General features: G+C 50.4%; 23 protein-coding genes and 3 tRNA genes. 14 read left to right on the plus strand and 12 right to left on the minus strand.

Features of this window, described 5'->3' with window-relative positions; all coding sequences use genetic code 11:
• Window positions 1–15: 15 nt before the first annotated feature.
• Window positions 16–1,524: a SpoVR family protein gene (locus tag BFW38_RS01820; RefSeq protein ID WP_068996854.1), complete on the plus strand. Its 1,509-nt coding sequence runs from the start codon at window positions 16–18 to the stop codon at window positions 1,522–1,524.
• 170 nt (window positions 1,525–1,694) lie between these two features.
• Here the strand turns inward: BFW38_RS01820 and BFW38_RS01825 are convergent, their stop codons facing one another.
• A complete protein-coding gene (locus tag BFW38_RS01825; protein WP_068996855.1) occupies window positions 1,695–2,009 on the minus strand; it encodes a high-potential iron-sulfur protein in 315 nt (104 codons plus the stop codon).
• Window positions 2,010–2,350: 341 nt separating this feature from the next.
• Window positions 2,351–3,151, minus strand: coding sequence for a hypothetical protein (locus BFW38_RS01830; RefSeq protein WP_139116538.1), 801 nt, complete (start codon window positions 3,149–3,151; stop codon window positions 2,351–2,353).
• Window positions 3,152–3,468: 317 nt separating this feature from the next.
• Here BFW38_RS01830 and BFW38_RS01840 point away from each other — a divergent pair, with 317 nt between their 5' ends.
• Window positions 3,469–3,744, plus strand: coding sequence for an Lrp/AsnC family transcriptional regulator (locus tag BFW38_RS01840; RefSeq protein WP_068996858.1), 276 nt, complete (start codon window positions 3,469–3,471; stop codon window positions 3,742–3,744).
• Between the two features lie 105 nt (window positions 3,745–3,849).
• Window positions 3,850–4,809: a DNA/RNA non-specific endonuclease gene (locus BFW38_RS01845; RefSeq protein ID WP_068996859.1), complete on the plus strand. Its 960-nt coding sequence runs from the start codon at window positions 3,850–3,852 to the stop codon at window positions 4,807–4,809.
• A 214-nt stretch (window positions 4,810–5,023) separates the two neighbouring features.
• Here BFW38_RS01845 and BFW38_RS01850 read toward each other — a convergent pair.
• The 3 genes from BFW38_RS01850 to BFW38_RS01860 form a co-directional block, all read right to left on the minus strand.
• Window positions 5,024–5,110: transfer RNA gene (locus BFW38_RS01850), tRNA-Leu, on the minus strand.
• Window positions 5,111–5,141: 31 nt separating this feature from the next.
• Window positions 5,142–5,228, minus strand: a tRNA-Leu gene (locus BFW38_RS01855).
• Window positions 5,229–5,263: 35 nt separating this feature from the next.
• A tRNA-Leu gene (locus BFW38_RS01860) sits at window positions 5,264–5,350 on the minus strand.
• Window positions 5,351–5,742: 392 nt separating this feature from the next.
• Here BFW38_RS01860 and rnr point away from each other — a divergent pair.
• The 7 genes from rnr to dnaB all read left to right on the plus strand — a co-directional run bounded on the left by rnr (window position 5,743) and on the right by dnaB (window position 13,089).
• Window positions 5,743–8,277 carry a ribonuclease R gene (rnr, locus tag BFW38_RS01865; protein WP_068996860.1) on the plus strand — a complete coding sequence of 845 codons (2,535 nt, stop codon included), beginning with the start codon at window positions 5,743–5,745 and terminating at the stop codon, window positions 8,275–8,277.
• Window positions 8,278–8,397: 120 nt separating this feature from the next.
• Complete coding sequence (gene rlmB / locus BFW38_RS01870) at window positions 8,398–9,282, plus strand: 23S rRNA (guanosine(2251)-2'-O)-methyltransferase RlmB (RefSeq protein WP_084004387.1); 885 nt, start codon at window positions 8,398–8,400, stop codon at window positions 9,280–9,282.
• A 207-nt stretch (window positions 9,283–9,489) separates the two neighbouring features.
• Window positions 9,490–9,849, plus strand: coding sequence for a 30S ribosomal protein S6 (gene rpsF / locus BFW38_RS01875; protein ID WP_068996861.1), 360 nt, complete (start codon window positions 9,490–9,492; stop codon window positions 9,847–9,849).
• A gap of 34 nt (window positions 9,850–9,883) precedes the next feature.
• The gene (gene rpsR / locus BFW38_RS01880) at window positions 9,884–10,111 is read left to right on the plus strand and encodes a 30S ribosomal protein S18 (RefSeq protein ID WP_068996862.1); all 228 of its coding nucleotides are present in this window, start codon (window positions 9,884–9,886) and stop codon (window positions 10,109–10,111) included.
• Window positions 10,112–10,149: 38 nt separating this feature from the next.
• Window positions 10,150–10,989, plus strand: coding sequence for a YybS family protein (locus BFW38_RS01885; protein WP_068996863.1), 840 nt, complete (start codon window positions 10,150–10,152; stop codon window positions 10,987–10,989).
• A 21-nt stretch (window positions 10,990–11,010) separates the two neighbouring features.
• Window positions 11,011–11,463: a 50S ribosomal protein L9 gene (gene rplI, locus BFW38_RS01890; RefSeq protein ID WP_068996864.1), complete on the plus strand. Its 453-nt coding sequence runs from the start codon at window positions 11,011–11,013 to the stop codon at window positions 11,461–11,463.
• A gap of 237 nt (window positions 11,464–11,700) precedes the next feature.
• Window positions 11,701–13,089, plus strand: a complete 1,389-nt coding sequence (dnaB, locus tag BFW38_RS01895) for a replicative DNA helicase (RefSeq protein ID WP_068996865.1) — start codon at window positions 11,701–11,703, stop codon at window positions 13,087–13,089.
• Window positions 13,090–13,164: 75 nt separating this feature from the next.
• Here dnaB and BFW38_RS01900 read toward each other — a convergent pair whose 3' ends face one another.
• Window positions 13,165–13,497: a DUF3392 domain-containing protein gene (locus tag BFW38_RS01900; protein ID WP_068996866.1), complete on the minus strand. Its 333-nt coding sequence runs from the start codon at window positions 13,495–13,497 to the stop codon at window positions 13,165–13,167.
• 457 nt (window positions 13,498–13,954) lie between these two features.
• Here BFW38_RS01900 and BFW38_RS01905 point away from each other — a divergent pair, with 457 nt between their 5' ends.
• The 4 genes from BFW38_RS01905 to hemH all read left to right on the plus strand — a co-directional run bounded on the left by BFW38_RS01905 (window position 13,955) and on the right by hemH (window position 19,924).
• Window positions 13,955–15,583, plus strand: a complete 1,629-nt coding sequence (locus BFW38_RS01905; protein ID WP_068996867.1) for a methyl-accepting chemotaxis protein — start codon at window positions 13,955–13,957, stop codon at window positions 15,581–15,583.
• Window positions 15,584–15,816: 233 nt separating this feature from the next.
• Entirely contained in the window at window positions 15,817–17,640 is a 1,824-nt protein-coding gene (locus tag BFW38_RS01910) for a GGDEF domain-containing protein (protein ID WP_068996868.1), read from the plus strand.
• A 524-nt stretch (window positions 17,641–18,164) separates the two neighbouring features.
• Window positions 18,165–18,461, plus strand: a complete 297-nt coding sequence (locus BFW38_RS01915) for a DUF6482 family protein (RefSeq protein WP_084004389.1) — start codon at window positions 18,165–18,167, stop codon at window positions 18,459–18,461.
• 464 nt (window positions 18,462–18,925) lie between these two features.
• Complete coding sequence (hemH, locus tag BFW38_RS01925; RefSeq protein WP_068996871.1) at window positions 18,926–19,924, plus strand: ferrochelatase; 999 nt, start codon at window positions 18,926–18,928, stop codon at window positions 19,922–19,924.
• 80 nt (window positions 19,925–20,004) lie between these two features.
• On the opposite strand, the gene BFW38_RS01930 is transcribed toward hemH, so the two are convergent.
• From BFW38_RS01930 to BFW38_RS01955, 6 genes are read right to left on the minus strand one after another with little or no spacing between them, the layout of a single operon-like run.
• Entirely contained in the window at window positions 20,005–20,445 is a 441-nt protein-coding gene (locus BFW38_RS01930; RefSeq protein ID WP_084004390.1) for a Na+/H+ antiporter subunit G, read from the minus strand.
• Between the two features lie 11 nt (window positions 20,446–20,456).
• The gene (locus BFW38_RS01935) at window positions 20,457–20,726 is read right to left on the minus strand and encodes a K+/H+ antiporter subunit F (RefSeq protein WP_068996872.1); all 270 of its coding nucleotides are present in this window, start codon (window positions 20,724–20,726) and stop codon (window positions 20,457–20,459) included.
• Window positions 20,720–21,217, minus strand: coding sequence for a Na+/H+ antiporter subunit E (locus tag BFW38_RS01940; protein WP_068996873.1), 498 nt, complete (start codon window positions 21,215–21,217; stop codon window positions 20,720–20,722). The genes BFW38_RS01935 and BFW38_RS01940 overlap by 7 nt, the downstream gene beginning before the upstream one ends.
• On the minus strand, window positions 21,214–22,740 hold the full coding sequence (locus BFW38_RS01945; protein ID WP_245686046.1) for a monovalent cation/H+ antiporter subunit D: 1,527 nt from the start codon (window positions 22,738–22,740) through the stop codon (window positions 21,214–21,216). Before BFW38_RS01945 ends, BFW38_RS01940 begins: the two co-directional genes overlap by 4 nt.
• A complete protein-coding gene (locus BFW38_RS01950; RefSeq protein WP_068996874.1) occupies window positions 22,740–23,117 on the minus strand; it encodes a Na+/H+ antiporter subunit C in 378 nt (125 codons plus the stop codon). The genes BFW38_RS01945 and BFW38_RS01950 overlap by 1 nt, the downstream gene beginning before the upstream one ends.
• Window positions 23,117–25,912 (minus strand): monovalent cation/H+ antiporter subunit A, encoded by a 2,796-nt coding sequence (locus BFW38_RS01955; protein ID WP_068996875.1) that lies wholly within the window; start codon window positions 25,910–25,912, stop codon window positions 23,117–23,119. The genes BFW38_RS01950 and BFW38_RS01955 overlap by 1 nt, the downstream gene beginning before the upstream one ends.
• Window positions 25,913–26,228 lie beyond the last annotated feature (316 nt).

Raw genomic sequence — 26,228 nt, forward strand, 5'->3', positions numbered from 1 at the left:
TGAAGGGAGGTGGGTATGACACAACGTCAACCTATATCAACCGGCAGTGAGTGGAATTTTGAGCTGCTACAGGCGTATGACCAAGCCATTGGACGGTTAGCGGCTGAGTATCGGTTAGACACCTATCCGAATCAGATCGAGGTCATCTCCAGTGAGCAGATGATGGACGCTTATGCTGCAATCGGGATGCCTGTGGGTTATCACCACTGGTCTTTTGGTAAGCATTTTATGTCTGTTGAGCAGGCGTATCGGCGTGGCCAAATGGGGCTGGCTTATGAGCTGGTGATCAACTCTAATCCCTGTATTGCGTATTTAATGGAAGAAAATACGATCACCATGCAGGCGCTAGTGATTGCTCATGCCTGTTATGGTCACAATTCATTCTTTAAGAACAATTACTTATTTAAAACATGGACGGATGCTGAAGGCATCATTGATTACCTCGTATTTGCCCGGCAGTACATCACCGAGTGCGAAGAGCGTCATGGTGTCGATGAAGTTGAGCGCTTATTGGATGCTTGCCATGCGTTACAGAGCCATGGTGTGGATCGATATAAGCGGCCTCGTCCCTTATCTGCCCATGAAGAGCGTGAGCGTCAGCAGGAGCGAGAAGCGCTCCTACAGCAACAGGTGAATGATCTGTGGCGAACCGTGCCCACCTCGCTGGAAGCTAATGCGGATCAAGCAATGGCTCGCTTTCCGTTAGAACCGCAGGAAAATCTGCTCTATTTTGTTGAAAAACACGCGCCTTTGCTTGAGCCCTGGCAGCGAGAAGTGGTCCGGATTGTGCGTAAGATTGCCCAGTATTTTTACCCTCAACGTCAAACGCAGGTGATGAACGAGGGCTGGGCGACATTCTGGCACTATACGCTGATGAATCGGCTCTACGATGAGGGTCTCGTCACCGATGGTTTTATTATGGAGTTTTTGCAGTCGCATACCTCGGTTGTGCATCAGCTGCCTTATGACCATCCAGGATACAATGGCATTAATCCGTATGCCTTAGGGTTTGCGATGTTTACGGACTTGAAACGCATCTGTGAAGACCCGACTGAAGAAGATCGTCTCTGGTTTCCTGATATTGCCGGTAGTGATTGGCTGGATACACTACATTTTGCCATGCAGAATTTTAAAGATGATTCCTTTATTCAGCAGTTTCTTTCACCTCATTTGATGCGAGAATTCCATTTGTTCTCCATGTTGGATGATGACCAACAAAGTGAACTGGAGGTTACTGCGATTCATGATGACCAGGGGTACCACTACATTCGTAATGCCCTCGCCCAACAATATAGCCTCAGTTTGAAAGAGCCGGACATTCAGATTTGGGATACCGATTTACGTGGTGGTCGTTCGTTGACTTTGCGTCATCAACGGCAAAGTCGACGGGGACTAGACCGGGAAGCCACAGAAGTTTTGCGCCATCTTCATGCGTTGTGGGGGTTTCCTATTGTGTTAGAAACTTGGGAAGGCGATCACTGTATCGCGAAAATGAAATGGCCGGATGTGTCTGATGCGGCCTAATCACAACCTGGGGCGTTAAAACGCCGCTATTTATCTGAATGGTTGTTGTCTGAACGACTGGGAGCCTATCCCTATCGCTGGCTTCGATGATGATATCCCTGAAAGATTACGAAAACGCCCGGCTGATGCCGGGCGTTTGATGTGACTCATTATCTGCTATAACGCATGCCTTAGCCTGGTTTTTTGGTCCAGGACTGACACCAACCGTCTGGGTTGACGGAGTTAGCTGGGAAGAGAGCACAACCATTGTTGCCAGGTTTAAAGAACATGCAGTTATGGCAAGCCTGCCCTTCTTGGTATTTCGGGTGGTTCACTTGAGTGGCATCATGCTTATAGTGCAGTGCTTTGGCTTGGGGGTTGTCTTCGGGCAGCATGGGTAGATCGGCTGCAAAGGCTTGGCGTGTCATGGCACCCATGCCAAATGGAAGTGCTGCTAGCCCGAATAAGCCTGCCTTCAGTAGTCGGCGTCTTTGTTGATTAGCCATCTTAGGTCCTCATCATCACGTCTTATCGTTAGGTTTCTTATTACGAGTCAGGTCTAGTGTGGCCATCCTTCTTTTGATTTGAGGATGTACCGTCTTAAACATTAGACCTTAATTGGAAAAGAAGTGCCTTAACCTAAGTCAAGCGATCGCTTGATGCCTGCTTGGATTGAGGGTTTGCCGAATATGGACAATCCCGCTATGGGGCGTGTTGGAGAGAAGATGTTGTTAGGGGGGCAGTGTAAAGGTGAATGTTTGAGGTGATGGTTGAGGTGAGTGTTTGAGGTGAGTGTTAGCGGTGATGATTGAGGATGAGTCACCCACTTCGACGACGCATTTGCAATTTAAGGCTCACTTTGATGCCAGCTCAGTAACTGATCTGTCGTCATAGTGGCCTCTAGGTGTTCTTGGCCTTTTGCATCAACACTGACCTTTCGGATGCCGTCTGTCGTAGGGTAAAAGCGCAAGTGATGGCCATTCCCCATTAACACCTCCAAGTAAGTCGTGGCTTTGAGCATTAAAGGGCTTGGCGGTAATAGGCCCTTGCGCTGACCGAAAGCATCCACCATTAATTGGCCGCTATCGTGAGCCAACCAGCCTTGCCCTAGCAATATATCCGCAGTCGCTGGCAGCGTTCTGCGAATATGAGGCAGTGCCATGGCTAAATGAGGGTGCTCAAGCATGAGGGGGAGGTACTGTTCTGCAATAAATTCCGGCACCAGTGATGAAATATCAACAGTGAGTGTTTCGCCAGGCAAGCCTAAGTGTTGAGCATTGAAAATCAATTGAATCCGCGCTTCAGTAGGCAAATCTCGCGCCATAAATTCTGTACTGTTGACCAATCTGAATGCGGTATCATCCGTCGTATTGGGAAGGCGGATTAGAAGAATGGGTTCTTGCCGACCTTGTCGCAGTAGCGTGTGTATCCCGACTTGAGCCTCAGGATGATGACGTAAAATGGCTGCACGTAATTGAGCCAGGCTTTCAGGCAGGGCGATATCGCCAGCCAAGGGGTCGGCTTTGACGCCCATCGCTGCGCACAAGGCAATCAATAGCATCAATGTTTGGGCGATCAATCCGCTGAGTATCTGTACACGCTTGAGCAACATCTGGCCATGGCCTATATGGTCGAACCCTTTGATCATGCTATATGCACTGAGGGTGTGTTGACGTTTGTTTATCGCGACTTGTTACCCATCAAACGCCTGGATGGTTAAACGTTTATCTCTGTTAAAAGCGAGCAACCCCATTCACTGGGCTCTACAAACGGTAGCTTTATCTATGATTCCTGAATACGATGGCGCGGTGATGGCGGCACGTCAAGTGTTCTCCGGTACAATATGGGTTGGGTCGGTCAAAGGTGGTGTGCTTGAAATGAATAGCGACTGATAGACATCGAATTAACCGTTTAAAGTGACCGTTGTGTGGAATGGCTTTTATAGGAATGGAACTGGAGTGTCTTATGTTAAACGCGATTGTATTAATTAATACTTCTCCCAACACTGTGCGCCAGACAGCGGAACGCTTAGCTGAGCTAGAGGGGATTAGTGAAGTATATTCAGTGTGTGGGCGTTACGACCTGGTGGCGATTGCGCGCGTGGCAGATTTTGAGCATTTAGCCAATCTGGTGACTGAGCGTATTAACATGCTGGAAGGTATTATCGAGACAGAAACCTTAAATGCCTTACAAGTGCATTCAAAACATGATCTGGAAACTATGTTTTCCGTCGGGCTTTGATGCCTTTGAAGATATTGATGGGCATGGTTTATGGGGTACGGCCAGATACCTTGAGCTTGATATGGCCGTTTATGAGCTGGGTATGAGTACTGGAACCTGTTGGACATGAAAATCGTACGTCCTGCTTTACGTGCACTTTTTTGGGGGCGACGGCGTCTCATGGTGTGGGCTTTGGCGGTGCTCTTCGGCTCCCTAGGCTATTGGCAAGAAACGCGCTGGCGAGAACAGCAGTCTTTCGCCGGTCTGCCTGCAATGACGGACTGGAAAGACTGGCGCCAGTGGCATCGTGTTTTACGTAACCCCGGCTTTATGGTGGGATACTCTGATATTCGGGGCCTGCCTTTATGGGCCATTTATCAACTGACGCCAGTCTCCGATAATCATTCAGGCATTGGTGCGAGGCCCTCTCGATTTGCTTCTGATTGGCGGGCACTGGTCCCTGTCACGCATGAGGCCTATAGCCATTCAGGCTATGATCGTGGTCATATGGCGCCGAATTATGCGATTGCGTCGCTTTATGGACGTGAGGCCCAAGTATCCACCTTCACCATGACCAACATCGCGCCTCAAAAGCCTGATTTGAATCGGCAATGGTGGCAACGATTGGAAGAGGTGGCGATTGATCGGTTGGCACCGATGCAGGGGGAGCTTTGGGTGATCACTGGCCCTATTTTTGATGATCAACCACAACGGCTACCGATTCAGCATCAATGTGATCTCAATGTCATGGTTGAGCATTTCACGCTTCACCGCATGGGGGAGTGCCTAGGGAGTGGCTGGCGGGTTGAAATTCCCGATGCCTTTTTTAAAATCTTTCTCGTGCCAGGGCGTGGGCCCGGCCTGGAAGGTATGAAAGCGCTTGCGTTTATTGTGCCGCAGGATGTGAATGGCCAAGCGCCGTTGGCACGCTATCATGTGTCTATTGATGATATCGAAGCACGGGTTGGGCTGGATTTTTTTCCTGAATTGCCGCCAGATATGGCGCGTACACTGGAAGCGAGTGACAGCTTAGAGGGTTGGCACCCTGAGCAGTGGAGTCAGATTAAGGGGCGATTTTCCCGTTAAAATTGGCCTGCACCGTGGCGTTGAATCTGTGGCGTTGAATAAAGGCGGTGCTGAATACAGTGCTTTTGATCAATACATGTCGTTTGATCAGTGCATGTCGTTTGGTCAGTACGGGGTGGGAAGGTCAATCAAATCAACAAGAAGGATCACGTATCGCTACAGTGATTAAAGATTGTGTAGAGAGGATGTCAACAAAGAGAAGAAATATCTTGGATGGTGCCCAGGAGAGGACTTGAACCTCCACGACCGTAAGGTCACTAACACCTGAAGCTAGCGCGTCTACCAATTCCGCCACCTGGGCATGAGCCTACTGCTTGATCCGTATTCGCTGATGGTGCCCAGGAGAGGACTTGAACCTCCACGACCGTAAGGCCACTAACACCTGAAGCTAGCGCGTCTACCAATTCCGCCACCTGGGCAGGAATACGTCTCAACTGGCTTGGATGTAACAAGATGGTGCCCAGGAGAGGACTTGAACCTCCACGACCGTAAGGTCACTAACACCTGAAGCTAGCGCGTCTACCAATTCCGCCACCTGGGCTCTTGGTTACATCTGGCCGCGTATTCTACGGGTAAATTTCCGATGTGCAAGTATTTTTTTAGAAAAGATAAAGGGATTATGGCTTCGCTATGAATAAAGCTGTCAAGACGCTATCAGCTTAGGCTACAATCGCTCATATGTTCATTCAGTTCAGCGATGACGTGATCTCAACGTCCTGCTTGCACGTACAGGCAGAGTGGCTTTTTACATCTGTGTTAGCTCCATATGCGTTAGTTCGATTCCTCCCACTGAGTCCTTCTTTCCCGCCTGGCGTGAAGTGCCCTGCTGCTTTTGACTTGTTTTCTTTTCATATTAAACCTACCTGCACCCTACGAGGCCCTAAACCGGTCATTAATGCGGGTGGGTTACAGATTAATAATGGATGTGCCTAGATGAGTGCTTCCTGGCCTTTAAGCCAAGATCCTTATGCTGCCCGTGAGGCAGATAAATACGACAGTCCGGTCCCGAGCCGTGAATATATCCTGCAATGTCTAGAAGCTTCGGGTAAGCCGTTGACTCACGATCAGTTGATCAGAGCTTTCGGTTTGACGGATGACAATGCCATTGAAGCGCTACGCCGTCGTTTGATTGCGATGGAGCGTGATGCTCAATTATTTTCCAATCGGCGCAAAGCTTATGCGCTGCTGAATAAACTTGACCTGATCAAAGGGCGGGTTCAGGCCCATAAAGATGGTTATGGGTTCTTGATTCCAGAAGATGGCCGCTCTGATCTTTACTTGCATGCCCGACAGATGCGTAAGGTCTGGAGTGGTGATGTGGTGCTGGTGCGTGATGCCGGTGTGGACCAGCGTGGTCGTTCTGAAGGCGTGATCGTCGAAGTCTTGGAGCGTGCGCTAACTTCGGTGGTTGGGCGTTTACGCTTTCAGTCCGGTGGGTTCGCAATGGTGACGCCAGAGAATGCACGTCAGCAACATGAGCTGCTTATTCCGGCAGATAAGTTGGGCGGCGCTCGCGAAGGTGATGTGGTTGAGGCGCGTATTATTGAGCACCCAGGCCGTCGCCAATCCCCTGTCGGTGAAGTCGTTGAGGTGATGGGGGCCTTTATGGCCGCAGGGATGGAAATCGATATTGCGCTGCGTGCTCATGAAATTCCGCATCAGTGGCCGGAAGCGGTTGAGGCCGCCGTGGCTCAGATTGCACCAGAAGTTCAGGCCGCGGATCTGGCCGGACGAGTGGACCTCCGCGACTTACCGCTTGTTACGATTGATGGTGAAGATGCCAAAGATTTTGATGACGCGGTCTATTGTCAAAAGCAGAAGTCGGGTAGTTGGAAGCTCTATGTCGCTATTGCGGATGTCTCACACTATGTCCGTCATGATGAGCCGCTTGATCAAGAGGCCTTTCAACGGGGTAACTCGGTGTATTTTCCTGGGCGTGTAGTGCCCATGTTGCCCGAAGTGCTATCGAATGGCTTGTGCTCACTGAACCCACAAGTGGATCGTCTGTGCATGGTGTGTGAAATGAACATCAGTGCCCAGGGGCGTCTGACTCGATACCGGTTTTATGAAGGCGTGATGCGTTCCAAAGCACGCTTAACATACACCCAGGTCGGGGCCTTTTTGGACGATCCAGACAGTGAAGCTGGACAGGCATTCACGCAACAGTTTGGTCATTTAGTTAAGCCTATTCACCACCTGCATGCATTGTATCAAGTGCTACGGCAGGCCCGTACTGAGCGTGGTGCGATTGATTTCGATACGGTGGAAACGCGTATTGTTTTTGGTGAGGATCGTAAAATTGACCGGATTGTGCCGGTTGAGCGTAATGATGCCCATAAGCTCATCGAAGAATGTATGTTGTGCGCTAATGTCGCAACCGCTCGCTTCTTGGCTAAGCATAAGTTGCCAGGTTTGTATCGGGTGCATGAAGGGCCTAGTGCCGATCGATTACAGAAATTGAAGAGCTTTCTAGCAGAGCTCGGTCTCACGTTGGGGGGGGGCGATGAGCCCACGCCAGGGGATTATTTAGCATTGGCGGCTCAGATCGAAGAGCGACCGGATAAAAATGTGATCCAGACCATGATGCTCCGCTCGATGCAGCAAGCCGTGTATACGCCGCATAATGAAGGCCACTTTGGTCTGGCCTACCAAGCTTATGCTCACTTTACATCGCCGATCCGTCGTTACCCTGATTTATTGGTGCACCGGGCGATTCGTGGTTATATCCGCTCTGGCGAGCCCTCTAACCACGTGTTGCGGGCTGATGATGCCACGCTGCAGCCGCTGAGTGAGTGGGCGCCTTATAGTTTTGAACGAATGTTGGTACTCGGTGAGCATTGTTCGATGACTGAGCGTCGTGCTGATGATGCAGTGCGTGATGTCACTGATTGGCTTAAGTGCGAGTACCTATCGGGATATTTAGGCGAACAATTCCCAGGAACGGTCGCATCTGTTGTTGGTTTTGGCCTCTTTGTGCGCTTGAATGATATTTATGTCGAAGGGCTCGTGCATATCAGCTCTTTGCCGCAGGATTATTATCACTTTGAGCCCGAGAAACAGCGTCTGAAAGGTGAGCGTTCTGGGCGCAGTTATCGCCTGGGGGATGGTTTAGATGTCGTTGTCGCGCGGGTCGATTTGGATGAGCGTAATATCGACTTTGAGTTGGCTGATCCAGAGGCTTGGCCACGTTCAAGTCGCAAACCTCGTCGCCGTGGTGCGAGTCGTTCGACTGCACCGGCTCCTGAAGCCAAAAAGTCGGGCCGTGGAAAATCTGGGCAGCGTAAGACTGATCCGCGAAAAACAACACCGCGCAAAAAAAGTAAAGCCGGAGCCTCGACCAAATCTGCTGGGGCGGCGCCATTAGGTGCTGAGCCTTCGACCGTTAAAGAAAAGCCCAAGGCCAAGAAAAAGCGCCCTGGACGTAAAGAACGGATGAAGCAGCGAGCGAAAGCGAAAAAGACGTCATGACGTTTTAGGGCTCATGGGTCTGTCATTTCATGCTGACGCGCTGCATGAAGTGCCATGAGTGTGCTCAAAGCGTTTCCTTGATTGACGTTGTACTTGTATTGAAATGGGAATAAAGCCTGAATGAAGTCGAAAAAAGCGCCACGCCGAGCAGCGGCTCAGCCGAACACCAAAAGCCCGAGAGCTTCTGGAGCTCCACGCCGTTCTCATGCATCCAGTGGTCGTCAGGGAAATCGCCCTGGCTGGGCTCACGAATCTTTGGTCTTTGGTTTGCATGCGGTGACTACCTTGTTGGCGCGGCATCCCGAGCAGGTGCGCCAATTATTGGTGCAAAAAGGTCGTGAAGATGAACGCATGCAGACCGTATTGCGTCTGGCTCAAGATGCGGGCATTGCTTGTCATGTCTGCGACAAAGAGACTCTAGATGCGGGTATTGAGGGTGTTCACCAAGGCGTTGTGGCTTTGTGTCGCCCATTGGAGGCAGGTAATGAGCAGGCATTGGACCAGCGCTTGGCTGAGGTTGCGCGTGAAGGTCGAATGCCCTTGCTGCTGGTGTTGGATGGTGTGACTGACCCGCATAATTTTGGGGCTTGCTTACGTTCGGCTGATGCCGCCGGGGTTGATGCTATCGTGGTCCCCAAAGATAAGGCGGCGCCACTCAATGCGACTGTACGTAAAGTGGCATGTGGCGCCGCTGAAGCCTTGCCTGTTATTGCCGTGACCAATTTAGCTCGAACGTTGCGCCAACTCGCCGATCAAGGGATGTGGGTGGTGGGGACTGCCGGAGAGGCTGACCAGTTGGTCTATGAGGTCGACTTGAATCGACCGTTAGTCATGGTGATGGGGGCTGAAGGCAAAGGTATGCGTCGCCTGACCCGAGAGCATTGTGATGAGCTGATTAAGTTGCCTATGGCTGGAGAGGTTTCTAGCTTAAACGTCTCGGTGGCTGCCGGTGTGTGTCTTTACGAGGTGGTGCGCCAGCGAATAGCTTGCCAGGTCAAGCGCTGACGCGTAGAATTCTGCGGCTACGTTTGTGGGGCTCTGTAAATTGTGAGTGACAGCAAACGTACCGACAAGATATTGGGCGTGTCCCCTTATCGTGTGGATTTTTTGGGGTTGTGCTTGTGATGTAAGTCGTGACAAGTAACAGCCATTCTCCTTGCTTTCGGTGTTTACGCATCATCGGAAGCTGTTAAAACCGTAAGGAGCTGTAATATGCGTCATTATGAAGTGGTATTCATGGTGCACCCGGACCAGAGTGAACAGGTCCCGGCCATGATCGAGCGTTACACTACGCTGATTCAGGAAAATGGTGGTCAGATTCACCGTATGGAAGATTGGGGTCGTCGCCACTTGGCTTACCCGATCAACAAGCTGGTGAAAGCACACTATGTGCTGATGAACATCGAATGTAACGATGACACCATGAAAGAACTGAGCGACATTTTCCGCTACAACGATGCGGTTATTCGTAACTTGGTTGTGCGCATGAAAGAAGCGGTCACTGCTGCTTCTCCAATGAAAGCCAATGAAGCACGCCAGACTGAACGTCAGGCTGAAAAAGCGGCTTCCTGATTCTTTTCACGCACAGACTAAGTAGGAGTTTAAAATGGCTCGTTTTTTCCGTCGTCGTAAGTTTTGCCGTTTCACCGCTGAAGGAATCAAACAGATCGACTATAAAGATCTGGATATCCTGAAAGGTTATATCACTGAAAGCGGTAAAATTGTCCCGAGTCGTATCACTGGGACTAAAGCCCGTTATCAGCGTCAGCTGGCTACTGCCATCAAGCGCGCTCGTTATCTGGCGCTGTTGCCGTACACTGACGGTCATCAGTAATCCGATTGTCTCCAATGAGAGCCCTTGCCGCTAATATCATGCAAAGCCGGGTCCGCGCGACCTCGGTTGCCACTATTGCCGCGGCAGTTCCTTTCTTAGGTTGGTTGGCTGCTGCATTAGTGGCGCTGGTGAGCCTGAGAATGGGGCCGAAAGAAGGGCTGATGATTATGCTGTGGACCCTGCTGCCCGGTATTTATTACTGGGTGACAGGGGGAAGCCCTGGAGTGGTGGTTGGCCAAGTCACTGTCGGGTTGATGGCATTGATGCTCTTTAGTGGTTATCAATTGTCATTGGCTTTGCTGGCTGGTGCAGGAGTTTTGATTGGCGTCGCGCTGAGTGTGACTTGGTTGCCTCCAGACGCAGAACAGTTTCTGATGAGTCGACTCGTTGATTTCCAGTCTCTGCAATCTTCTTTAGGGCTGGATGCCAGTGCGATTGGTCAGGTGAAAGTCCAGGTGAGTGCACTATTGAATGGTGTGATTTCGGCCGTGCAATGGGTGATGACCTGTCTAAGCCTATTTCTGGCGCGTTGGCTTCAGTCTGCACTATATGGCCCTGCCGAAGCTTTTGGACAAGAGTTTCGCCGATTACAGCTGCCGCGTTGGAGTGTGGTCGCTGCGATTGTGCTTGGCTTTTTGGCTTCTCAGCAAATGTGGCTCTTGCCATTATTGCCGGTACTCATGGGGCCTTTCCTGATTGCTGGTTTATCTGTGATTCATGGCATTTTCATGCTCAGAGGTTGGAGTAGTTTTTGGTTAGGTGGGATCTATGTGGCTTTGATCTTTGCCTTACCCGAAGTAAGTTTGCTGCTGGTGCTTGTCGCCATGGCGGACAGTTGGGTGGATTTCCGACACCGATTGGCGCCACCGCGCGCCTAACGTCATTTAAGGGGTTTTATAATGCAAGTCATTCTACTGGAAAATATCGCTAAGCTGGGTGAGCTGGGCGATGTGGTTAATGTTAAAAACGGTTATGGCCGTAACTTCCTGATCCCGCAAGGTAAAGCCGTGCGTGCAACGGAAGAAAGCAAAAAAGCTTTTGAAGCACGTCGTGCTGAATTGGTGGCTCAAGCTGCTGAACGCAAAGCGGCTGCTGAAGCACGTAAAGCCAAAATGGATGAGATCGAAGTGGTCACTATCCCGGCACGTGCAGGTGATGAAGGCAAACTGTTTGGTTCTATCGGCCCGCGTGATCTGGCTGAAGCACTGACTGACAATGGCTTCGAAATTGCCAAGAGCGAAATCCGTATGCCGAATGGCCCGCTGCGCGCTGTCGGCGAGTACGACATCACGGTTCACTTCCATGCTGAAGTGGAAGGCGCTCTGCACGTTGCGGTTATCGCTGACGAGTAAGGGTTGCTTCGGAAGTACCAATGCGGTTTGATTGGCTTTCGTGGATGATGCAAAGGGTACGGATTTTCCGTACCCTTTCTTTTTGTCTGTTACTCCCCATATGGCCTCTATTCAGATGTGAATGCACTCAGCAGTAAGCGGTTGCAGGCTTTGGCATTCGTTATCATCGTGTTGTTTTTTGTATAAGCTTAGGTGTGTATTTCCGTGAGGTTATGTCGTGTCAGTTGAGGATCAAGCATGAGTCGAGTCGATCAAGATACTGCTCAGATCAAGATGTCCCCTTACTCGTTAGAAGCTGAACAGTCGGTTTTGGGTGGGCTGATGCTAGATAATGCCGCCTGGGATAGTGTATCTGAGCGGCTGACTGACAGTGATTTCTATCGCCTTGAACACCGCCAGATTTATCGCGTTATGGGGCGTTTGGCAGGGAAGGCGGAGCCCTTTGACCCGGTGATCCTCGCTGAAGCGCTCAAGGCCGAAGGTTTGTTAGAGAAGGTCGGAGGAGAGGATTATCTCTTTGAGCTGTCTGCAGTGACGCCAGCGGCTAGCAATATCCTCGCTTATGCCGATATTGTCCGTGAACGTTCGGCAAGGCGGCAGTTAATTGAGGCCGCACAGACGATCGCCGATAGTTGTTATCACCCAGAAGGGCGTTCGTCAGATGAATTGTTGAATGAAGCTGAACGTCAAGTCTTTGCGATCAGTGAAGCTCGCCCCAAGTTAGGGGGCCCGATTGGGACTCAGGATTTGCTCCGTGAAGCCATGTCACGTGTCCGCTCGCTTTATGAGATGAAGGGGCGAATGACGGGCCTTTCGACGGGATTTAAAGACCTGGATGATATGACCTCTGGGCTACAACCCTCCGATCTGGTGATTGTGGCGGGACGTCCGTCAATGGGGAAAACCACTTTTGCGATGAATCTGGTTGAGCATGCGGTCATCAGTAGTGATAAGCCTGTTGTGGTTTTCTCGATGGAGATGCCTGCTGATCAGTTGATGCTGAGAATGTTTTCATCGCTAAGTCGTATCGATCAAACCCGTATTCGTACTGGTAATCTCGAGGATGAAGACTGGCCGAGGATTACGTCGACGGTGAATTTGCTGATGAGCAAATCTTTATTTGTGGATGACACACCCGCTTTATCGCCCAGTGAAGTGCGCTCACGTACCCGCCGTATTGCCAGGGAGCATGGTGATATTGGCATGATCATGTTGGATTATTTGCAGTTGATGCGGGTGCCGGGTCTGTCAGAAAACCGTACTGCAGAGATTTCCGAAATCTCACGCTCACTCAAGGGCATCGCGAAAGAATTCAATTGCCCCGTCGTCGCCTTATCTCAGCTTAACCGCTCTTTGGAGCAGCGCCCCAATAAACGTCCGGTGATGTCTGACTTGCGTGAATCGGGTGCGATTGAGCAGGATGCGGATGTGATTGCGTTTGTTTATCGCGATGAGGTTTACAACAAGGATAATCCTGACAATAAAGGGCTGGCCGAAGTGATTATCGGTAAGCAACGTAATGGACCTATTGGTTCTGTACACTTGGCCTTTATTGGGAAATATACTCGCTTCGAGGATCTGGCACCCGAGGCCTACAATCAGTACCGTGAAGCCATGGCGGATTAGTCTTTGTCTTCGACTAGGCTTTGTTGGGGGCCAGTCTTTGTCTTCGACTGGCCTCCTCTGTCTTCATTGTGCTGGTCAGATTTGATGCCGTCTTTCGGCCAGCCAGCCAATCAGCAAGAAAATGCCGGCGACGGCAGGGGCTAGCCATTGAGTGCTGATCATGCCAATCCACTGGGCTAAGTATGGTGTTAAAAAGACTGTCATGGCGCCATAGCCAAAAGCGCACATCAGGACAAAGCCTAATATCCGGACCGGTAAGGGGTAGGGTCGTAAGCGTTTTTTGAGCCAGTTATTGATATCGTTGCCATACACGACCAGCAGGGTGGCGACGATGGCCAGTGCAATCGCCTGGGTATGCTCTCGAGTCCAACTCCCCAGGCGCCACAGTAACTCTTGTATTAAGTCCATCCTTCTTCCTTCAATACTGATTTTTCAATACCAGTCTATTCGTTCAGGATATGGTTCAGCACTGGCGTGCGGCTCTACCTTACGCCAATTCGGTAGCTATGCTTGCCTAAGCTACGGTTATTTTATAAGTCCAGGATCTTAAGCATTTATTTATATTTGTTTGTCAGATGTCATGGACAAACAAGGTATTCAACCTCTATAACGCGCTACTGACTGTAATGTTGATTAGTCTAATATAAATTACTTGTCTTTTAGCGCTCTGAGATGCCGTTATTTGTCATTACTTGTAACGCATGGACGCTGACAAATCTGTGTGCAGGCGATAGCCACTGTCGACCTCATGCATTCCGTGTACAGATTCAGTATATCAGCGTATCCAGCAAGGCCTTGGGAGCTCAGATATTCTAATATTAATCACAAAGCCTGTACAAAGCTGAAGGCTGAGAGGGAACTTTCAATGATGAAGCCGCGTTTCATGAACGCTTCCATCCAGACCAAAATTAATTTGGCATTATTGGGTGTCTTATTAGTGGTGATGGTTGTCTCGATTACGCTGACGATTCGCAGCGAGCGTTCCATGGCTGAGGCGATGATGTGGGAGCGGGCTCATGATACGGCTGATGCTTATCTTGATGGGCTGAATCTTATGATGATTACTGGCACCTTGGCGGATCATCGCGATACGTTGCGTACCAAGGTTTTGAGCCAAAAGGATGTCGTTGGTGCCCGCGTGATACGAGGTGAACCGGTTAAGCGCTTCTTTGGTACAGGTACTGACTCTGAACAGGTGATAGATGATTTGGATCAGCGTGGGCTTGAAGGTGAAGCGCTCAACATTATTCAAGACTCACCTAAAGGGCGTGTGTTGACGGTGGTAAAACCGGTTACGGCGATGTCGGACTACCGGGGAACGAATTGCCTAACATGCCATGTTGTTGAAGAAGACACCGTATTAGGGGCCATTCGGGTCAGCTACTCTTTAGCTGGTGTGGATCAGGAGATTAATCAAAATCTACTGCGCCTAGGTGGTGTTCAAGCCATCTTATTTGCGGCCGGAGTGGCTTTGATCTCTTTCTTGCTTTATCGCTTGATTATTCGGCCCGTTAAACGGTTGCGGACGGTAATGCGGCAAGTCGATGAAACGTCGGACCTGACATTAAGAGTGACATCTGTGCACTCTCGCGATGAAGTCGGGCTGATGGCCATGGCCTTCAATCGTATGGTTGAGCGATTGGCGAATAGTTTCGAGCAAGTCGCTGAGCAAACCTCTCGATTGCAATCCTCTGCAACGCAGATTGCGGATGTCGCTGAAGAGACCCGCCGCGCAGTGTCGGTTCAACATGGGGAAACCGATCAAATGGCGAATGCCATGGCGGAGGTTGAAGCCTCAGCGCATGAGGCTCGGGCCCGCGCAATGAATGCGACAGAAGCTTCCAGCGCTGCGGATCAGCAAGCTCAGTCTGGACGAGCGTTAACCGAAGGGGCTTCTGCCAGTATTCGACAGCTGACTGAGCAGGTGATGCAGTCGGCTCAAGTGATTCGCCAGCTAGATGATTACAGTGGTCAAGTGGGCCATGTTTTGGAAATGATCACCGATATTGCTGAGCAAACGAATTTATTGGCGTTGAATGCAGCGATTGAAGCCGCTCGCGCAGGAGAGTCGGGTCGTGGCTTTGCCGTGGTGGCCGACGAGGTGCGGTCTTTGGCGACTCGAACTCATGAGTCGACCCAGGAAGTAAAGCGTACTATCGTTCAGCTCCAACAAGAAGCTAAAGAGGCGGTCAGTATGATGGAGGCCGCACAAGAAGATGCACGCCGAAGTGTTGATGATGTCAGTCAGGTTGGCACCTCTTTATCTGAAATTGTCGATGCGGTGGCCCATATCGATACGCTGAATGGGCAAATGACCGAAGCGGCAGAAGCTCAGGCTGAAATGGCTGTGCGGGTCAATGGACAGGTCCAGCATATCAGCACGATTGCGGAGCAAACTTCTGGAGATGCCGAGCGGTTAACTCAAGTGAGCGATGATTTAGTGGCTTTGTCACAAAGTCTTGAGCAATTGGTGGGACAATTCCGCCTGAAGTGATGATTGGCTTGGACCTGCCTGTTGCTTGAAGGGCATGTCCAGTGCGTGGTCTTGAGTAGGGGGGCAGGAAAAGGCGTGTATAAGGGGAGCAACTATTTCATCTGAAGAGGATTGATATCAGTATTTTTTATCAATCTTATGTCGGGCTGTCTTCAGACTGTCATCTAATGTTGCTTTTATGGTCATAAATTGTGTGGTTGATTTTCGACTGATGATCTTAGGGGCTCATTGCGATGTCGTCTTTTCCCCGGCCGCCTTCTGTCCAGGCCGATCGAGCCAGTGCTATTGACCATAATAGCGTCCTCACCATCATTCAAAAGCGTTTGGTGGAAACTCATTTTCAACCGATTGTCAGTAGTCAACAGGCCTCGATTGTCGCCTATGAGGCCTTGACTCGAGGGCCTTCTGATAGTCGTTTACATGCGCCGACTCAGTTATTTGCTGAGGCCCGCCAACAAGGCTGCCTATCGGCACTGGAACACATCTGTCGTGAGGCCGCTTTAGCCCGTTTTCAACAGCTTCAGCTGCCGGGCCAGTTATTTCTTAATGTCAGCCCTGATGTGATTCTGCAAGAAGATCACCAGCCTGGCCAAACCTTAGCTTTGATTCAGCGCTATGGTCTTCGGCCTGAGCAGGTTGTGATTGAGCTGACTGAGCAGGGTCCGGTTCATGATGTTGCTTTAATGCGCCAGGCCATGGCCCACTATAAGCGGATGGGATTTGCCATTGCCTTGGATGACCTGGGAGCAGGCTATTCTAGTTTACGTTTGTGGTCTGAGTTATCGCCTGCCTACGTCAAAATCGATCGCCACTTTGTCCAGTACATCGATCAGGATCGAGTTAAGCGCGATTTTGTCCGTTTTATTGTCGAGATTGCCCGGGCGGTGGGATCACAGGTCGTGGCTGAGGGTATCGAAACTGAGGCTGAGTATCTTGAGCTTAAAGGGTTGGGCGTTGACTTACTGCAAGGCTACTATTTTGGTCGACCGGCGCGTGATCCTATCCGTCAGATCGGCGTGCCTCTTGCCAGTCATATGCCAGCGAATGCATCGATTTACGGGGATTGCGACACGGCGCTTCATTTGTGTCGGCATGTCACCCCAATGCCGCCTGAAGCATTAACGGGGGAGGCATTACAGCGTTTTGTGGATAACCCTGAGCTGTTTTCAATCCCAGTAGTGGATGCTGCTGGACAGGCACAAGGCTTGTTATTACGCAATAAATTATTAACCCAGTTGACTCGACCTTATGGTCAAGAACTCCATAGCCGTAAGCCTGTAAGTAAAATGATGAATTCGACACCGCTGCTGGTGGCGCATGATCTTAAGCTCGAGCAGGTCAGTCAGTGGGTGACGACACGCCCGCGTGCTCACCTTGAAGATGATTTTATTCTCACGAAAGAAGGTCAATATCTCGGTGTTGGGCAAGTTATTGATTTGCTGCGAGCGATTACTGATCTTCAAGTACGCTATGCCCAGCAGGCAAACCCTTTAACGTTATTACCCGGCAATGGGCCGATTCAGGCGACACTCGATCAGTGGTTGAGTGCGGATGAAGACTTTATTGCTGCTTATCTTGATTTGGATAACTTCAAAGCATTTAACGACACCTATGGCTATGCCAAGGGTGATCAGCTATTGATGGTACTGGCGCGTTTATTGCCGCGCTATTTTCAAACTGGAGAAGATTTTGTTGGCCACATTGGGGGAGATGATTTTGTGGTGGTTTGCCGTCATCCCCAGTGGCTGCAATGTATGACCGCGCTGTTGCAGGCTTTCGATCAAGAAGTGGCTCAACTTTACAGTCCGGAGGATCGAGCAGCGGGCGGCATCATGGCGCAAGACCGTTATGGTGCTGAACGTTTTTTCCCTATGGTGAGCGTTTCGGTAGCGGTATTGGACAGTCGTTATTTAAGTAACCGCTCTGCTCATGCCTTATCGGCCGATTTGGCCCACTTGAAACACGAAGCGAAGAAACAGCCAGGCTCTTGTGTGGTACTGCAGCGTGATCAGCAGCTGGAGTGCCTTTGGTGCAGCCAATCTCAATCTTGTTCGTGATGGCGGTTGTTACTTGAGTTGGGGCTGATCGTATCAGGAGAGCTCTGCCTGGCCATCACTCGTCGGCTTTTAAGACAAGCCCTCGTCCTCACTGCATGCGACCTCCCTCATTGACTTCACTCATTTAGGTGGCCGAGACAACAATTGATGTTGGTAATGATAATTGTTATGAGTGTTGGAGTGTTGGAGTGTTGGAGTGATAGAGGAACTTCATTTGGCTAAGTGGAGTCTAACCGCCTAATCTATCTTGACCGCACTATCTTGACTGCTATGAGGTCATGCTGTCATAGCCTTGTCATGCTATTCAGGCATGCTGCTGAGCAGTCTTATGTATTGCACCGAAATGGTGCTATGTTGAAATAGAAGTATGTCGAAATAGACGTATTTTGAAACAGATGTGAGTACATAAGGATATGAGAAGTACTCATGATGTTGAACTCATGATCACGTGATAGCCGGAGTGGCGTATAGCGTGATACAACGACCCAACGTTACGATGATATTATTCAATGAGGTTAATCGATATGACACCGAAGCAACTCAAGCAACACCATCAGGATGATCTGGAAATTCGTGTGATTGGACATGCCGACAGTCGCTATTATGTGATTCAGGTGGTCCGTGGGGATGATATGGACCTGCTCACTAATGAGCGAGGCCAGCCTGTGGTATACCGCAATCTGGATGAGGTTTATCACGAACTTCGGCGACAACAGGTCAATAAAGCTTGGCTTGTCCACCATGTTGCCAATGATGAAATGATTGGTCGTGATCCCTACTACCAGAATCCGCCCACCAGCCGTATCGCGCTGCATTTTTAATCATGATGGTGACGATCATGAGTCATCCGTGCTGGTTGGCATATGATCACTCGTTGATTGATGAGATTGAAGTCTACGTTCAGAGACGTATGTACTGAAACTGATTGAGCCTTGACTTTTAGCCCTTGAAGCTAATATCACAGTGCTCGCCCTTTGGGGCTTCCAATCGACCGGCGCTTTGATTGCGTCGGTCTGAATTTGGGGCTCATTCGATCGATCAAGTTCTTCTTTTCTCTCCTCGTTTGCGTCTTTCTTTTCCTATTTGCTCTCTTCTTTGTTGGGTTCTTTTCGTTTGATGAGCTTGTTTCTATCTGCTGTATCATCGAATCACTCTTCCCGACATGAGTCACTGAGTTGTGCTGTATCATGCTGTTTTGAGATCATTCCTTGTACAGATTCGATACACTCTGGTCATCTGGTACACTCTTGAGATTCATGCCGCTTTCGACAGCAGGAGTAGTGTTATGACGTCATCTTCGAAGCCTCGCTTTGGGGTTATGCTGGTTAATTTGGGAACCCCTGAGGCTCCGACGCCTGATGCTGTTCGACGTTATCTAGGTGAATTCCTTTGGGATCAGCGTGTGGTGGATGTATCGAGACCGCTCTGGTGGTTGATTTTAAATGGCATTATTTTGCGCATTCGGCCGCAACGCGTCGCAAAGGCTTATGCCAGTGTCTGGACTGATCAAGGATCCCCTTTGATGAAGGTGAGTCAAGCTCAGGCTATCGAGCTTAAACAACGTCTTGAGGATATGTTAGGCACGTCTGTTCCTGTTGAACTCGCCATGACATATGGCGTGCCGACGATGGAGTCGGCAGGGCAAGCGTTTCGCCAAGCGGGTGTTGAACGGATTATCGTGTTGCCGCTTTATCCCCAGTTTTCAGCAACCACAACGGGGGCGGTGTTTGATCGTTTAGCAAAAGCGCTTAAGCCGTGCCCTTCCCTGCCAGAGCTTCATTTTATTCGAGATTATCATCAGAACCCAGACTATATCGAAGCGCTTGCCAATAGTGTTAGAGAGTATCAGGCGGCTCATGGCATGCCCGATCGATTGCTCATGTCCTTCCATGGTATTCCGCAACGCTATGCCCGCCAAGGTGATCCTTATCCACAACAGTGTGAAGCGACGGCACAGGCATTGGCTGAAGCCTTAGGGCTTGAGACGGATCAATGGGCCCTGACGTTTCAATCGCGTTTTGGACGTGAGCCTTGGCTACAACCCTATACCGATAAAACTTTGGCTGAATGGGGTCAATCAGGGCTTGAACGCGTGGCCGTGATTTGCCCGGGGTTTGCTGCTGACTGTTTGGAAACGCTGGAAGAAATTGCACTGCAAAATGCCGAAATTTTTACTGAGGCAGGTGGCGGGACGCTAGACTATATTCCTGCCCTGAATGATCGAGTTGACCATATACAAATGCTGGCCGATTTAGTGGTATCGCAAACGCAAGGCTGGCGTTGAGTTTAGTGATCGAATAACGGGTCGTGTCAGGGGCGGTTAACCCTGACGACCCGTGTTAGATAACGCTGAATGGCGCTCTTCTACGTTATTTTGTGGCTGGCTGTCGTTGAATCGCCGCCTTTTTCGCTGTCTTTTTTCTCTTCTGCTTGGCGTTCATTCGACTGCACTTGGCTATGGCCTTGGGCTTTGAGCAGCGCCTCGCCTTGAGTCCCGTGCATTTGAGGGAGCTCTTGATGCATCGCCGCCTTCGCCAGCAAGTGAGCGCTGACGGGTGCAGTGATCAGCAGAAATATTGTGATCAAGAGTTCATGAATACTCAGATTGAAATCCTGATGTGAGAAATAAAGTGCTGACCCAATCAATATCCCACCGACACCGAGCGTAGTCGCTTTGGTTGGTGCATGTAAGCGGGTATAAAAGTCAGGCAGCCGCGCTAAACCGAAAGAGCCGACAAGTGCAAATAAGCTGCCCAGTATTAAGCAAGTGGAGACCAAAATTTCTAGCCAGAATGGGAGTGTCATACAGCCTCCTGTTATTCAATGATATCACCCCGGAGCAAGTACTTACATACTGCGACAGTGCTGATAAAACCGAGCATTGCAATTAATAGCGCTGCTTCAAAGTAGAGATTACTGCCTTGCCAAATGCCATAAAGAATAATGAGGGCAATGCAGTTGATATACATGGTGTCTAGCGCCAGGATGCGATCCGGTAATGTGGGGCCGATCAATAAGCGCCAAAGATTCAATAATAAGGCCACGCAGAAGATCCCCATGGCCACAGGCACAACCTGCATCAGCATTGGAATATCTCCTTTAATGGGGCTTCGTAACGTGTCTTGATCTCTTGAATCAGTGCTTTTTCATCTTCGACACGCAAACAGTGTAAGAGCAGGTGCCGCCGATCTTCTGAGACATTAGCACTGACTGTACCAGGGGTCAGCGTGATCGTGCTGGCCAAAATGGTAATCGGGAAGTCGCCGACCAAATCCAAAGGCACCTCAATAAATGCAGGTTTGAGCTTACGTTGTGGCCCGAGAATTAACTTGGCCACCTCAATATTGGCTAGCAAAATATCCCAGGCCACGATGACCATGTAACGCAAGAGCTTGCCAGGGCGTTGAATGTCCGGTTGGCGATTCCAAAAGCGATAAGTGGCCAGCGGGATCACGGTGGCTAAAAAGGCGCCCAATATCGCGTGGCCGATAGAGAAGCCATTTTGTAGCAGTATCCAAAGTGCCCACAGTAATAAGCTGAGCACCGGCGTTGGAAAGAGTCGGCTACTGGGGATCATGGGGCGGCCTCCACAGAAAGCACTGCTTCAATATAGTGGTGTGTATCGTAAAGCTGAACGGCGGTGGCATGCGTAAACTCGCTGATGGTGCCACCAAAGATTGTCATTAAAGGTGAGCTGGCCAGCAGCACTAACGTGGCCATCACTTCCAAAGGATGTGTGCGCTTTTCTGAGGGGGCGCCACTGACTCTCCAGAAGATACTGCTGCCTGCTCTAGAGAGCGCAATGATAGCCAGTAGGCTTGAGCCTAGTAGCGCCGGCCAGTACCAGATCATTTCATTGACATGGTGCGCACTTTTGAGTAGCAGTGCCTTACCGACAAAGCCCGATAGAGGGGGCATTCCAATCACAGCAATGCTGCCCAGAAAGAATAACCCCCCCAGTAATGCCGGTTGAGCGACGGGTCGGGCCCCGACAATACGATCACTCGCTTTATAACGCTGCTGGCTGATCATATCCATCAATAGGAAGAGCCCCCCTGTAACGAGGGTGGTATGCAATAAGTAATAGAGTGCTGCGCCTGTTGCCTCTGGGCGATGAAAGCTGACCACGGCGAGGATACTCCCAACCGACATCAACACCAGCCAAGCCACCATTCGGCGCAGATTAGGGCTGGTGAATAAGCCGATGGCGGCAAAGCTAAGCGTGAGTAAAGCGGTTGGCCATAACCACGGCGCAATGAGATGGCTGAGGGTGCCGGCATCATCGCCGAAAATCAGCGTGTAGACCCGTAGAATGGCATAAATCCCGACCTTCGTCATAATGGCAAAGAGTGCAGCAACTGGCGCACTGGCTGCTGAGTAAGCCTGCGGTAGCCAGAAATGAAGCGGCAAAATGGCGGCCTTTAAGCCAAACACAAAGAGCATCAACATAGCGCCTACGGCGACTAAAGGAGCTTCGCTTTCAGGGAGTTGCTGAACTTTGACCGCCAAGTCTGCCATGTTCAAAGTGCCCAAGGTGCCATATAAGATCCCCAGGCTGGTCAGAAACACTGCAGACGCGGCGAGATTGAGTACGACATAATGCAGACCTGCGCGTGTTCTGGGTTTGCCCCCGCCATGCATCAGTAATGCATATGAAGCAATGAGCAATACCTCAAAGAAGACGAAGAGGTTAAAAATATCACCCGTTAGAAAAGCGCCATTGATCCCCATGAGTTGGAACTGGAAAAGAGGATGGAACAAGGCGCCTTGCTCATCTGTACCGGCACAGGCATAGAGCAAGCTGCCCAGTCCTAGCAGGCTGGTAAGCAAAATCATCATAGTGCTGAGTCGATCGGCCACCAGTAGAATACCAAAGGGAGGCTGCCAATCGCCGACCGCATACAACAACATTTGGCCATTGGATGTGGCTTGGATCAGGTTAATGCTGACCGCCAGCAGGATCAGGCTACAGGCTATACCGGTTAAACGCTGTCGTTGTGGGTGGCCAACCAATGGCGGCAACATCAGGAGCGCGCCGCCAATCAGGGGCACCAGCACCGGAAGTATCGTTAAATGGGGCATTATGGTCAGGTGAGTCATCAGCGTTTTTCTCCTGAGCGTGACTCTGTCGAGGTGCTTGATGCTTGTTGTTTGCTGGGTACACGTCCATCAACATGATCATTGCCTAGGTCTGCCCGTGCGCGCATGGCGAGAATGACCGCAAAGGCGGTCATGGCAAACCCAATGACGATTGCCGTTAAAACCAAGGCTTGTGGTAAAGGATCCGCATAGATGTCAGTTGCCCCGAGCACCGTACCGCCATCAAGTGTGAGCCCACCGCTGGAAAAGAGAAACAGATTGACGGCATAAGAGAGTAGCGTCAGTCCCACCACGACGGGGAAAGTTCTCCCTCGTAGGAGTAAATAGATACCACAGGCGGTGAGCAGGCCGACGCAGGCAGAAAATACAGCTTCCATCAGTCTTGCTCCTTATGAAGGGGGCGGTAACTGGTCGTCATTTTGCCCAGGTTCGCCAAAATCAAAAGTGTGGCGCCGACCACCGCCAAGTACACGCCTAAGTCAAAGAGCATGGCGCTGGCCAGCTCAAAATCGCCAATGAGCGGTAAATGGAAGTGATCGAACCAGGAGGTGAGGAAGGGGCGCCCAAATAACCAACTTCCGAGCCCGGTCAGGGTTGCAATCAGTACGCCCGAGGCCACGACTCTTTGGTAATCAAGATTCAAGCGCGTTTTGATCCAGTCTACACCGTGGGCCATATACTGCAGAATTACGGCTACAGAGGTGACTAGACCCGCAATGAAGCCGCCACCGGGCTCATTATGTCCGCGTAGGAAAATATACACTGAAACGAGTAGAGCCAAGGGCAATAATGATTGTGAGACTGTTGCGAGAATCATCGGATAACGTTCGGGTGACCAGCTGCGGCCGATCACATCGCTGGCTGGCATCGATAAACGCAAACGTAATAGCAGCTTATAAATACCAATAGCGGCGATGCCCAGTACCGTAATTTCCCCGAGCGTATCAAAGCCACGGAAGTCCACCAGAATGACATTGACCACATTGGTGCCACCGCCACCAATTTTACTGTTGGCCAGGAAAAAGTCGGAAATACTGGAGACTGGGCGTGTCAAAATGGCATAAGTAATCGTGGCAATAATGCCACCAATCGCTCCAGAGACGCTCAGATCTCGAATAATACGCGAAGGCGTTGACTCTTTCGGGGTGCGTTGTGGCAGAAAGAACAACGCCAGCATCAGTAGAATAATAGTGACGACTTCGACTGAGAGCTGTGTGAGTGCCAAATCTGGTGCAGAGAAGCGGGCAAAAGCAATTGAGACGACCAGCCCAACAACAGAAAGCCCGAGCAGTGAACGGAGTCGTTTATGATGCCAGAAGGCGGTTGCTAGGCCCCCGCAGCAAAGAATAAAGGCACCGACCAGGGTAATGGCATCAAGCGGGATGGGTTCCCTTGTCGTCTTCAGCGGTTGCAGATTGAGCATCGCATAGCCGCCGATCACGATAATCGCGGTCAGCAAACAGAGCAGGTAGCGTTGTAGTGAACCATTGTCGATAAATAAGACAATGCGTTTGCCGCCTTCGACCATGCTCTGAATGATGTACTCGAAGGTTAACTTGGCATCCCGGTCTTGAAACTGGCCCTGAAAGCGGAACATGCGCTTACGCTGACTGTACACAATCACCCCACCTAGAACCGCTGTGATACTCATCAATAGCGGTAGGTTCAGGCCATGCCAGATTGCAATATCAACGTTTGGCGCCATCTGTCCGATGACTGCACTACTTGCCGCATAGAGCAGATCGCCGACGACTAAGTTAGGCACAATGCCGACGGCTAGACACAAGGCGACTAGTATCTCAACCGGGATCTTCATATAACGCGGTGGTTCATGAGGGACTTTAGGTAAATCAATGGGCTCGCCGTTGAAGAAAACGTCGTGAATAAAGCGCAATGAATAAGCGACTGAAAGAATACCGGCGACCGTGGCTAACGCTGGGATTACCCAGGACAGGCTCCCCAGTAAATCTTGGTGCAGGGTTTCGGCAAAGAACATTTCCTTTGATAAGAACCCGTTAAGTAGGGGAATTCCTGCCATTGATGCCGCTGCGATCATCGCTAATATCGCTGTATGCGGCATATAGCGAATTAAACCATTGAGCTTACGCATATCACGTGAGCCTGACTCATGATCGATAATGCCCGCCGCCATGAACAGAGAGGCTTTGAATGTGGCGTGATTGATAATGTGAAAAACAGCAGCCACAGCAGCCATTTGACTGCCCAGGCCGAGCAGCATGGTAATCAGCCCCAGATGGCTAATGGTTGAAAAAGCCAGCAATCCCTTTAAATCATGTTTAAAGAGCGCAAAGTAGGCGCCTAACAGCAGCGTGGCGAGTCCGGTGAGACTCACAATGAAGAACCACAAATCTGTCCCGGCGAGAACCGGATACATGCGCGCGAGGAGAAAAATACCGGCTTTGACCATGGTGGCTGAATGTAAATAGGCACTGACCGGCGTCGGCGCCGCCATGGCATGGGGTAACCAAAACTGGAAGGGGAATTGGGCTGATTTAGTAAAAGCGCCCAACAGAAACATGATCAGTATCGCGGTATACCAGGGATGTTGGCGAATTTGATCACCGCTCGCGAGCACCTCATCAACGTTTAATGTGCCGACGACTTGCTGCACCATCAGAATGCCTGCCAGCAAACACAGGCCGCCCGCCCCTGTGACGGTTAGGGCCATACGAGCCCCTTTGCGGCCTTCTGTTTTCTGCCACCAGAAACTGATTAATAGAAATGAACTTAAGCTGGTGAGCTCCCAGAATACCCACAGTTGCAAGAGGTTGTTGGACATCACGATGCCTAGCATGGCCGCCATGAATAGCATCAAAAAAGAGTAGAAGCGGCCCATTGAGTCTTTTTCTGACAGGTAGTAACGGGCATATAGGATGATCAGCAGACCAATCCCTAAAATCAGCAGGCAGAAGAGTAACGTCAAACCATCTAGTCGAAAGGCCAATTCCAGCCCTAATTGGGGAATCCATTCTGTGCTATAACGCAGCACTTCGCCTTTTAGAACGGCTGGGGCTTGTTGAAGCACCAGTATAAGAGCGGCAGCGGGCGCAATAGCCGTCAACCAGGCACATTGGATGCGCGATTGACGGCCTGCCATAAGTGGCACCATAGCCCCCAAAATCGGCAGCAGCGATATCCATAGCAATGTCATGGTGATATTCCTGAAGGTGTTACACGTGACTCCTTCGAAAACGCTTGTATGCGGCTGTTTCCGAATCTCATTTGACTCATAAGAAATGCCCTATGAGCTTGCCAAGAGGAGTCTTAACCTTTGAAGGTGTCAGCTCAAGATTAGCGTATCCTAGCTGACATGGTTATTGCAGTTATTCAACTGTGGGGCGGATCAGTAAAGAATGGTCGACGTACAGCCCTAGGGGTTAGCGCCCACCAAGGGAGCTCTTGCGTCGCAATCCACCGGTTTAATAACGGGGGTTGATGTGCTAACAAAGGCCAGAGTGGTAACGCAG

This window comes from Terasakiispira papahanaumokuakeensis (genome assembly GCF_001709345.1).
Lineage (GTDB): Bacteria > Pseudomonadota > Gammaproteobacteria > Pseudomonadales > Halomonadaceae > Terasakiispira > Terasakiispira papahanaumokuakeensis.

Bases quoted from the DNA above. Each gene is read 5' to 3' on its own strand.
- dnaB (WP_068996865.1), top strand. From the start codon at position 11,701: ATGAGTCGAGTCGATCAAGATACTGCTCAGATCAAGATGTCCCCTTAC.
- BFW38_RS01945 (WP_245686046.1), bottom strand. From the start codon at position 22,740: ATGACTCACCTGACCATAATGCCCCATTTAACGATACTTCCGGTGCTG.
- rlmB (WP_084004387.1), top strand. From the start codon at position 8,398: ATGAAGTCGAAAAAAGCGCCACGCCGAGCAGCGGCTCAGCCGAACACC.
- rnr (WP_068996860.1), top strand. From the start codon at position 5,743: ATGAGTGCTTCCTGGCCTTTAAGCCAAGATCCTTATGCTGCCCGTGAG.
- BFW38_RS01885 (WP_068996863.1), top strand. From the start codon at position 10,150: ATGCAAAGCCGGGTCCGCGCGACCTCGGTTGCCACTATTGCCGCGGCA.
- BFW38_RS01845 (WP_068996859.1), top strand. From the start codon at position 3,850: ATGAAAATCGTACGTCCTGCTTTACGTGCACTTTTTTGGGGGCGACGG.
- rpsF (WP_068996861.1), top strand. From the start codon at position 9,490: ATGCGTCATTATGAAGTGGTATTCATGGTGCACCCGGACCAGAGTGAA.
- BFW38_RS01905 (WP_068996867.1), top strand. From the start codon at position 13,955: ATGATGAAGCCGCGTTTCATGAACGCTTCCATCCAGACCAAAATTAAT.
- BFW38_RS01900 (WP_068996866.1), bottom strand. From the start codon at position 13,497: ATGGACTTAATACAAGAGTTACTGTGGCGCCTGGGGAGTTGGACTCGA.
- BFW38_RS01910 (WP_068996868.1), top strand. From the start codon at position 15,817: ATGTCGTCTTTTCCCCGGCCGCCTTCTGTCCAGGCCGATCGAGCCAGT.
- BFW38_RS01820 (WP_068996854.1), top strand. From the start codon at position 16: ATGACACAACGTCAACCTATATCAACCGGCAGTGAGTGGAATTTTGAG.
- rpsR (WP_068996862.1), top strand. From the start codon at position 9,884: ATGGCTCGTTTTTTCCGTCGTCGTAAGTTTTGCCGTTTCACCGCTGAA.
- BFW38_RS01930 (WP_084004390.1), bottom strand. From the start codon at position 20,445: ATGACACTCCCATTCTGGCTAGAAATTTTGGTCTCCACTTGCTTAATA.
- BFW38_RS01940 (WP_068996873.1), bottom strand. From the start codon at position 21,217: ATGATCCCCAGTAGCCGACTCTTTCCAACGCCGGTGCTCAGCTTATTA.
- BFW38_RS01950 (WP_068996874.1), bottom strand. From the start codon at position 23,117: ATGGAAGCTGTATTTTCTGCCTGCGTCGGCCTGCTCACCGCCTGTGGT.
- hemH (WP_068996871.1), top strand. From the start codon at position 18,926: ATGACGTCATCTTCGAAGCCTCGCTTTGGGGTTATGCTGGTTAATTTG.
- BFW38_RS01955 (WP_068996875.1), bottom strand. From the start codon at position 25,912: ATGACATTGCTATGGATATCGCTGCTGCCGATTTTGGGGGCTATGGTG.
- BFW38_RS01830 (WP_139116538.1), bottom strand. From the start codon at position 3,151: ATGATCAAAGGGTTCGACCATATAGGCCATGGCCAGATGTTGCTCAAG.
- BFW38_RS01840 (WP_068996858.1), top strand. From the start codon at position 3,469: ATGTTAAACGCGATTGTATTAATTAATACTTCTCCCAACACTGTGCGC.
- BFW38_RS01915 (WP_084004389.1), top strand. From the start codon at position 18,165: ATGACACCGAAGCAACTCAAGCAACACCATCAGGATGATCTGGAAATT.
- BFW38_RS01825 (WP_068996855.1), bottom strand. From the start codon at position 2,009: ATGGCTAATCAACAAAGACGCCGACTACTGAAGGCAGGCTTATTCGGG.
- rplI (WP_068996864.1), top strand. From the start codon at position 11,011: ATGCAAGTCATTCTACTGGAAAATATCGCTAAGCTGGGTGAGCTGGGC.
- BFW38_RS01935 (WP_068996872.1), bottom strand. From the start codon at position 20,726: ATGCTGATGCAGGTTGTGCCTGTGGCCATGGGGATCTTCTGCGTGGCC.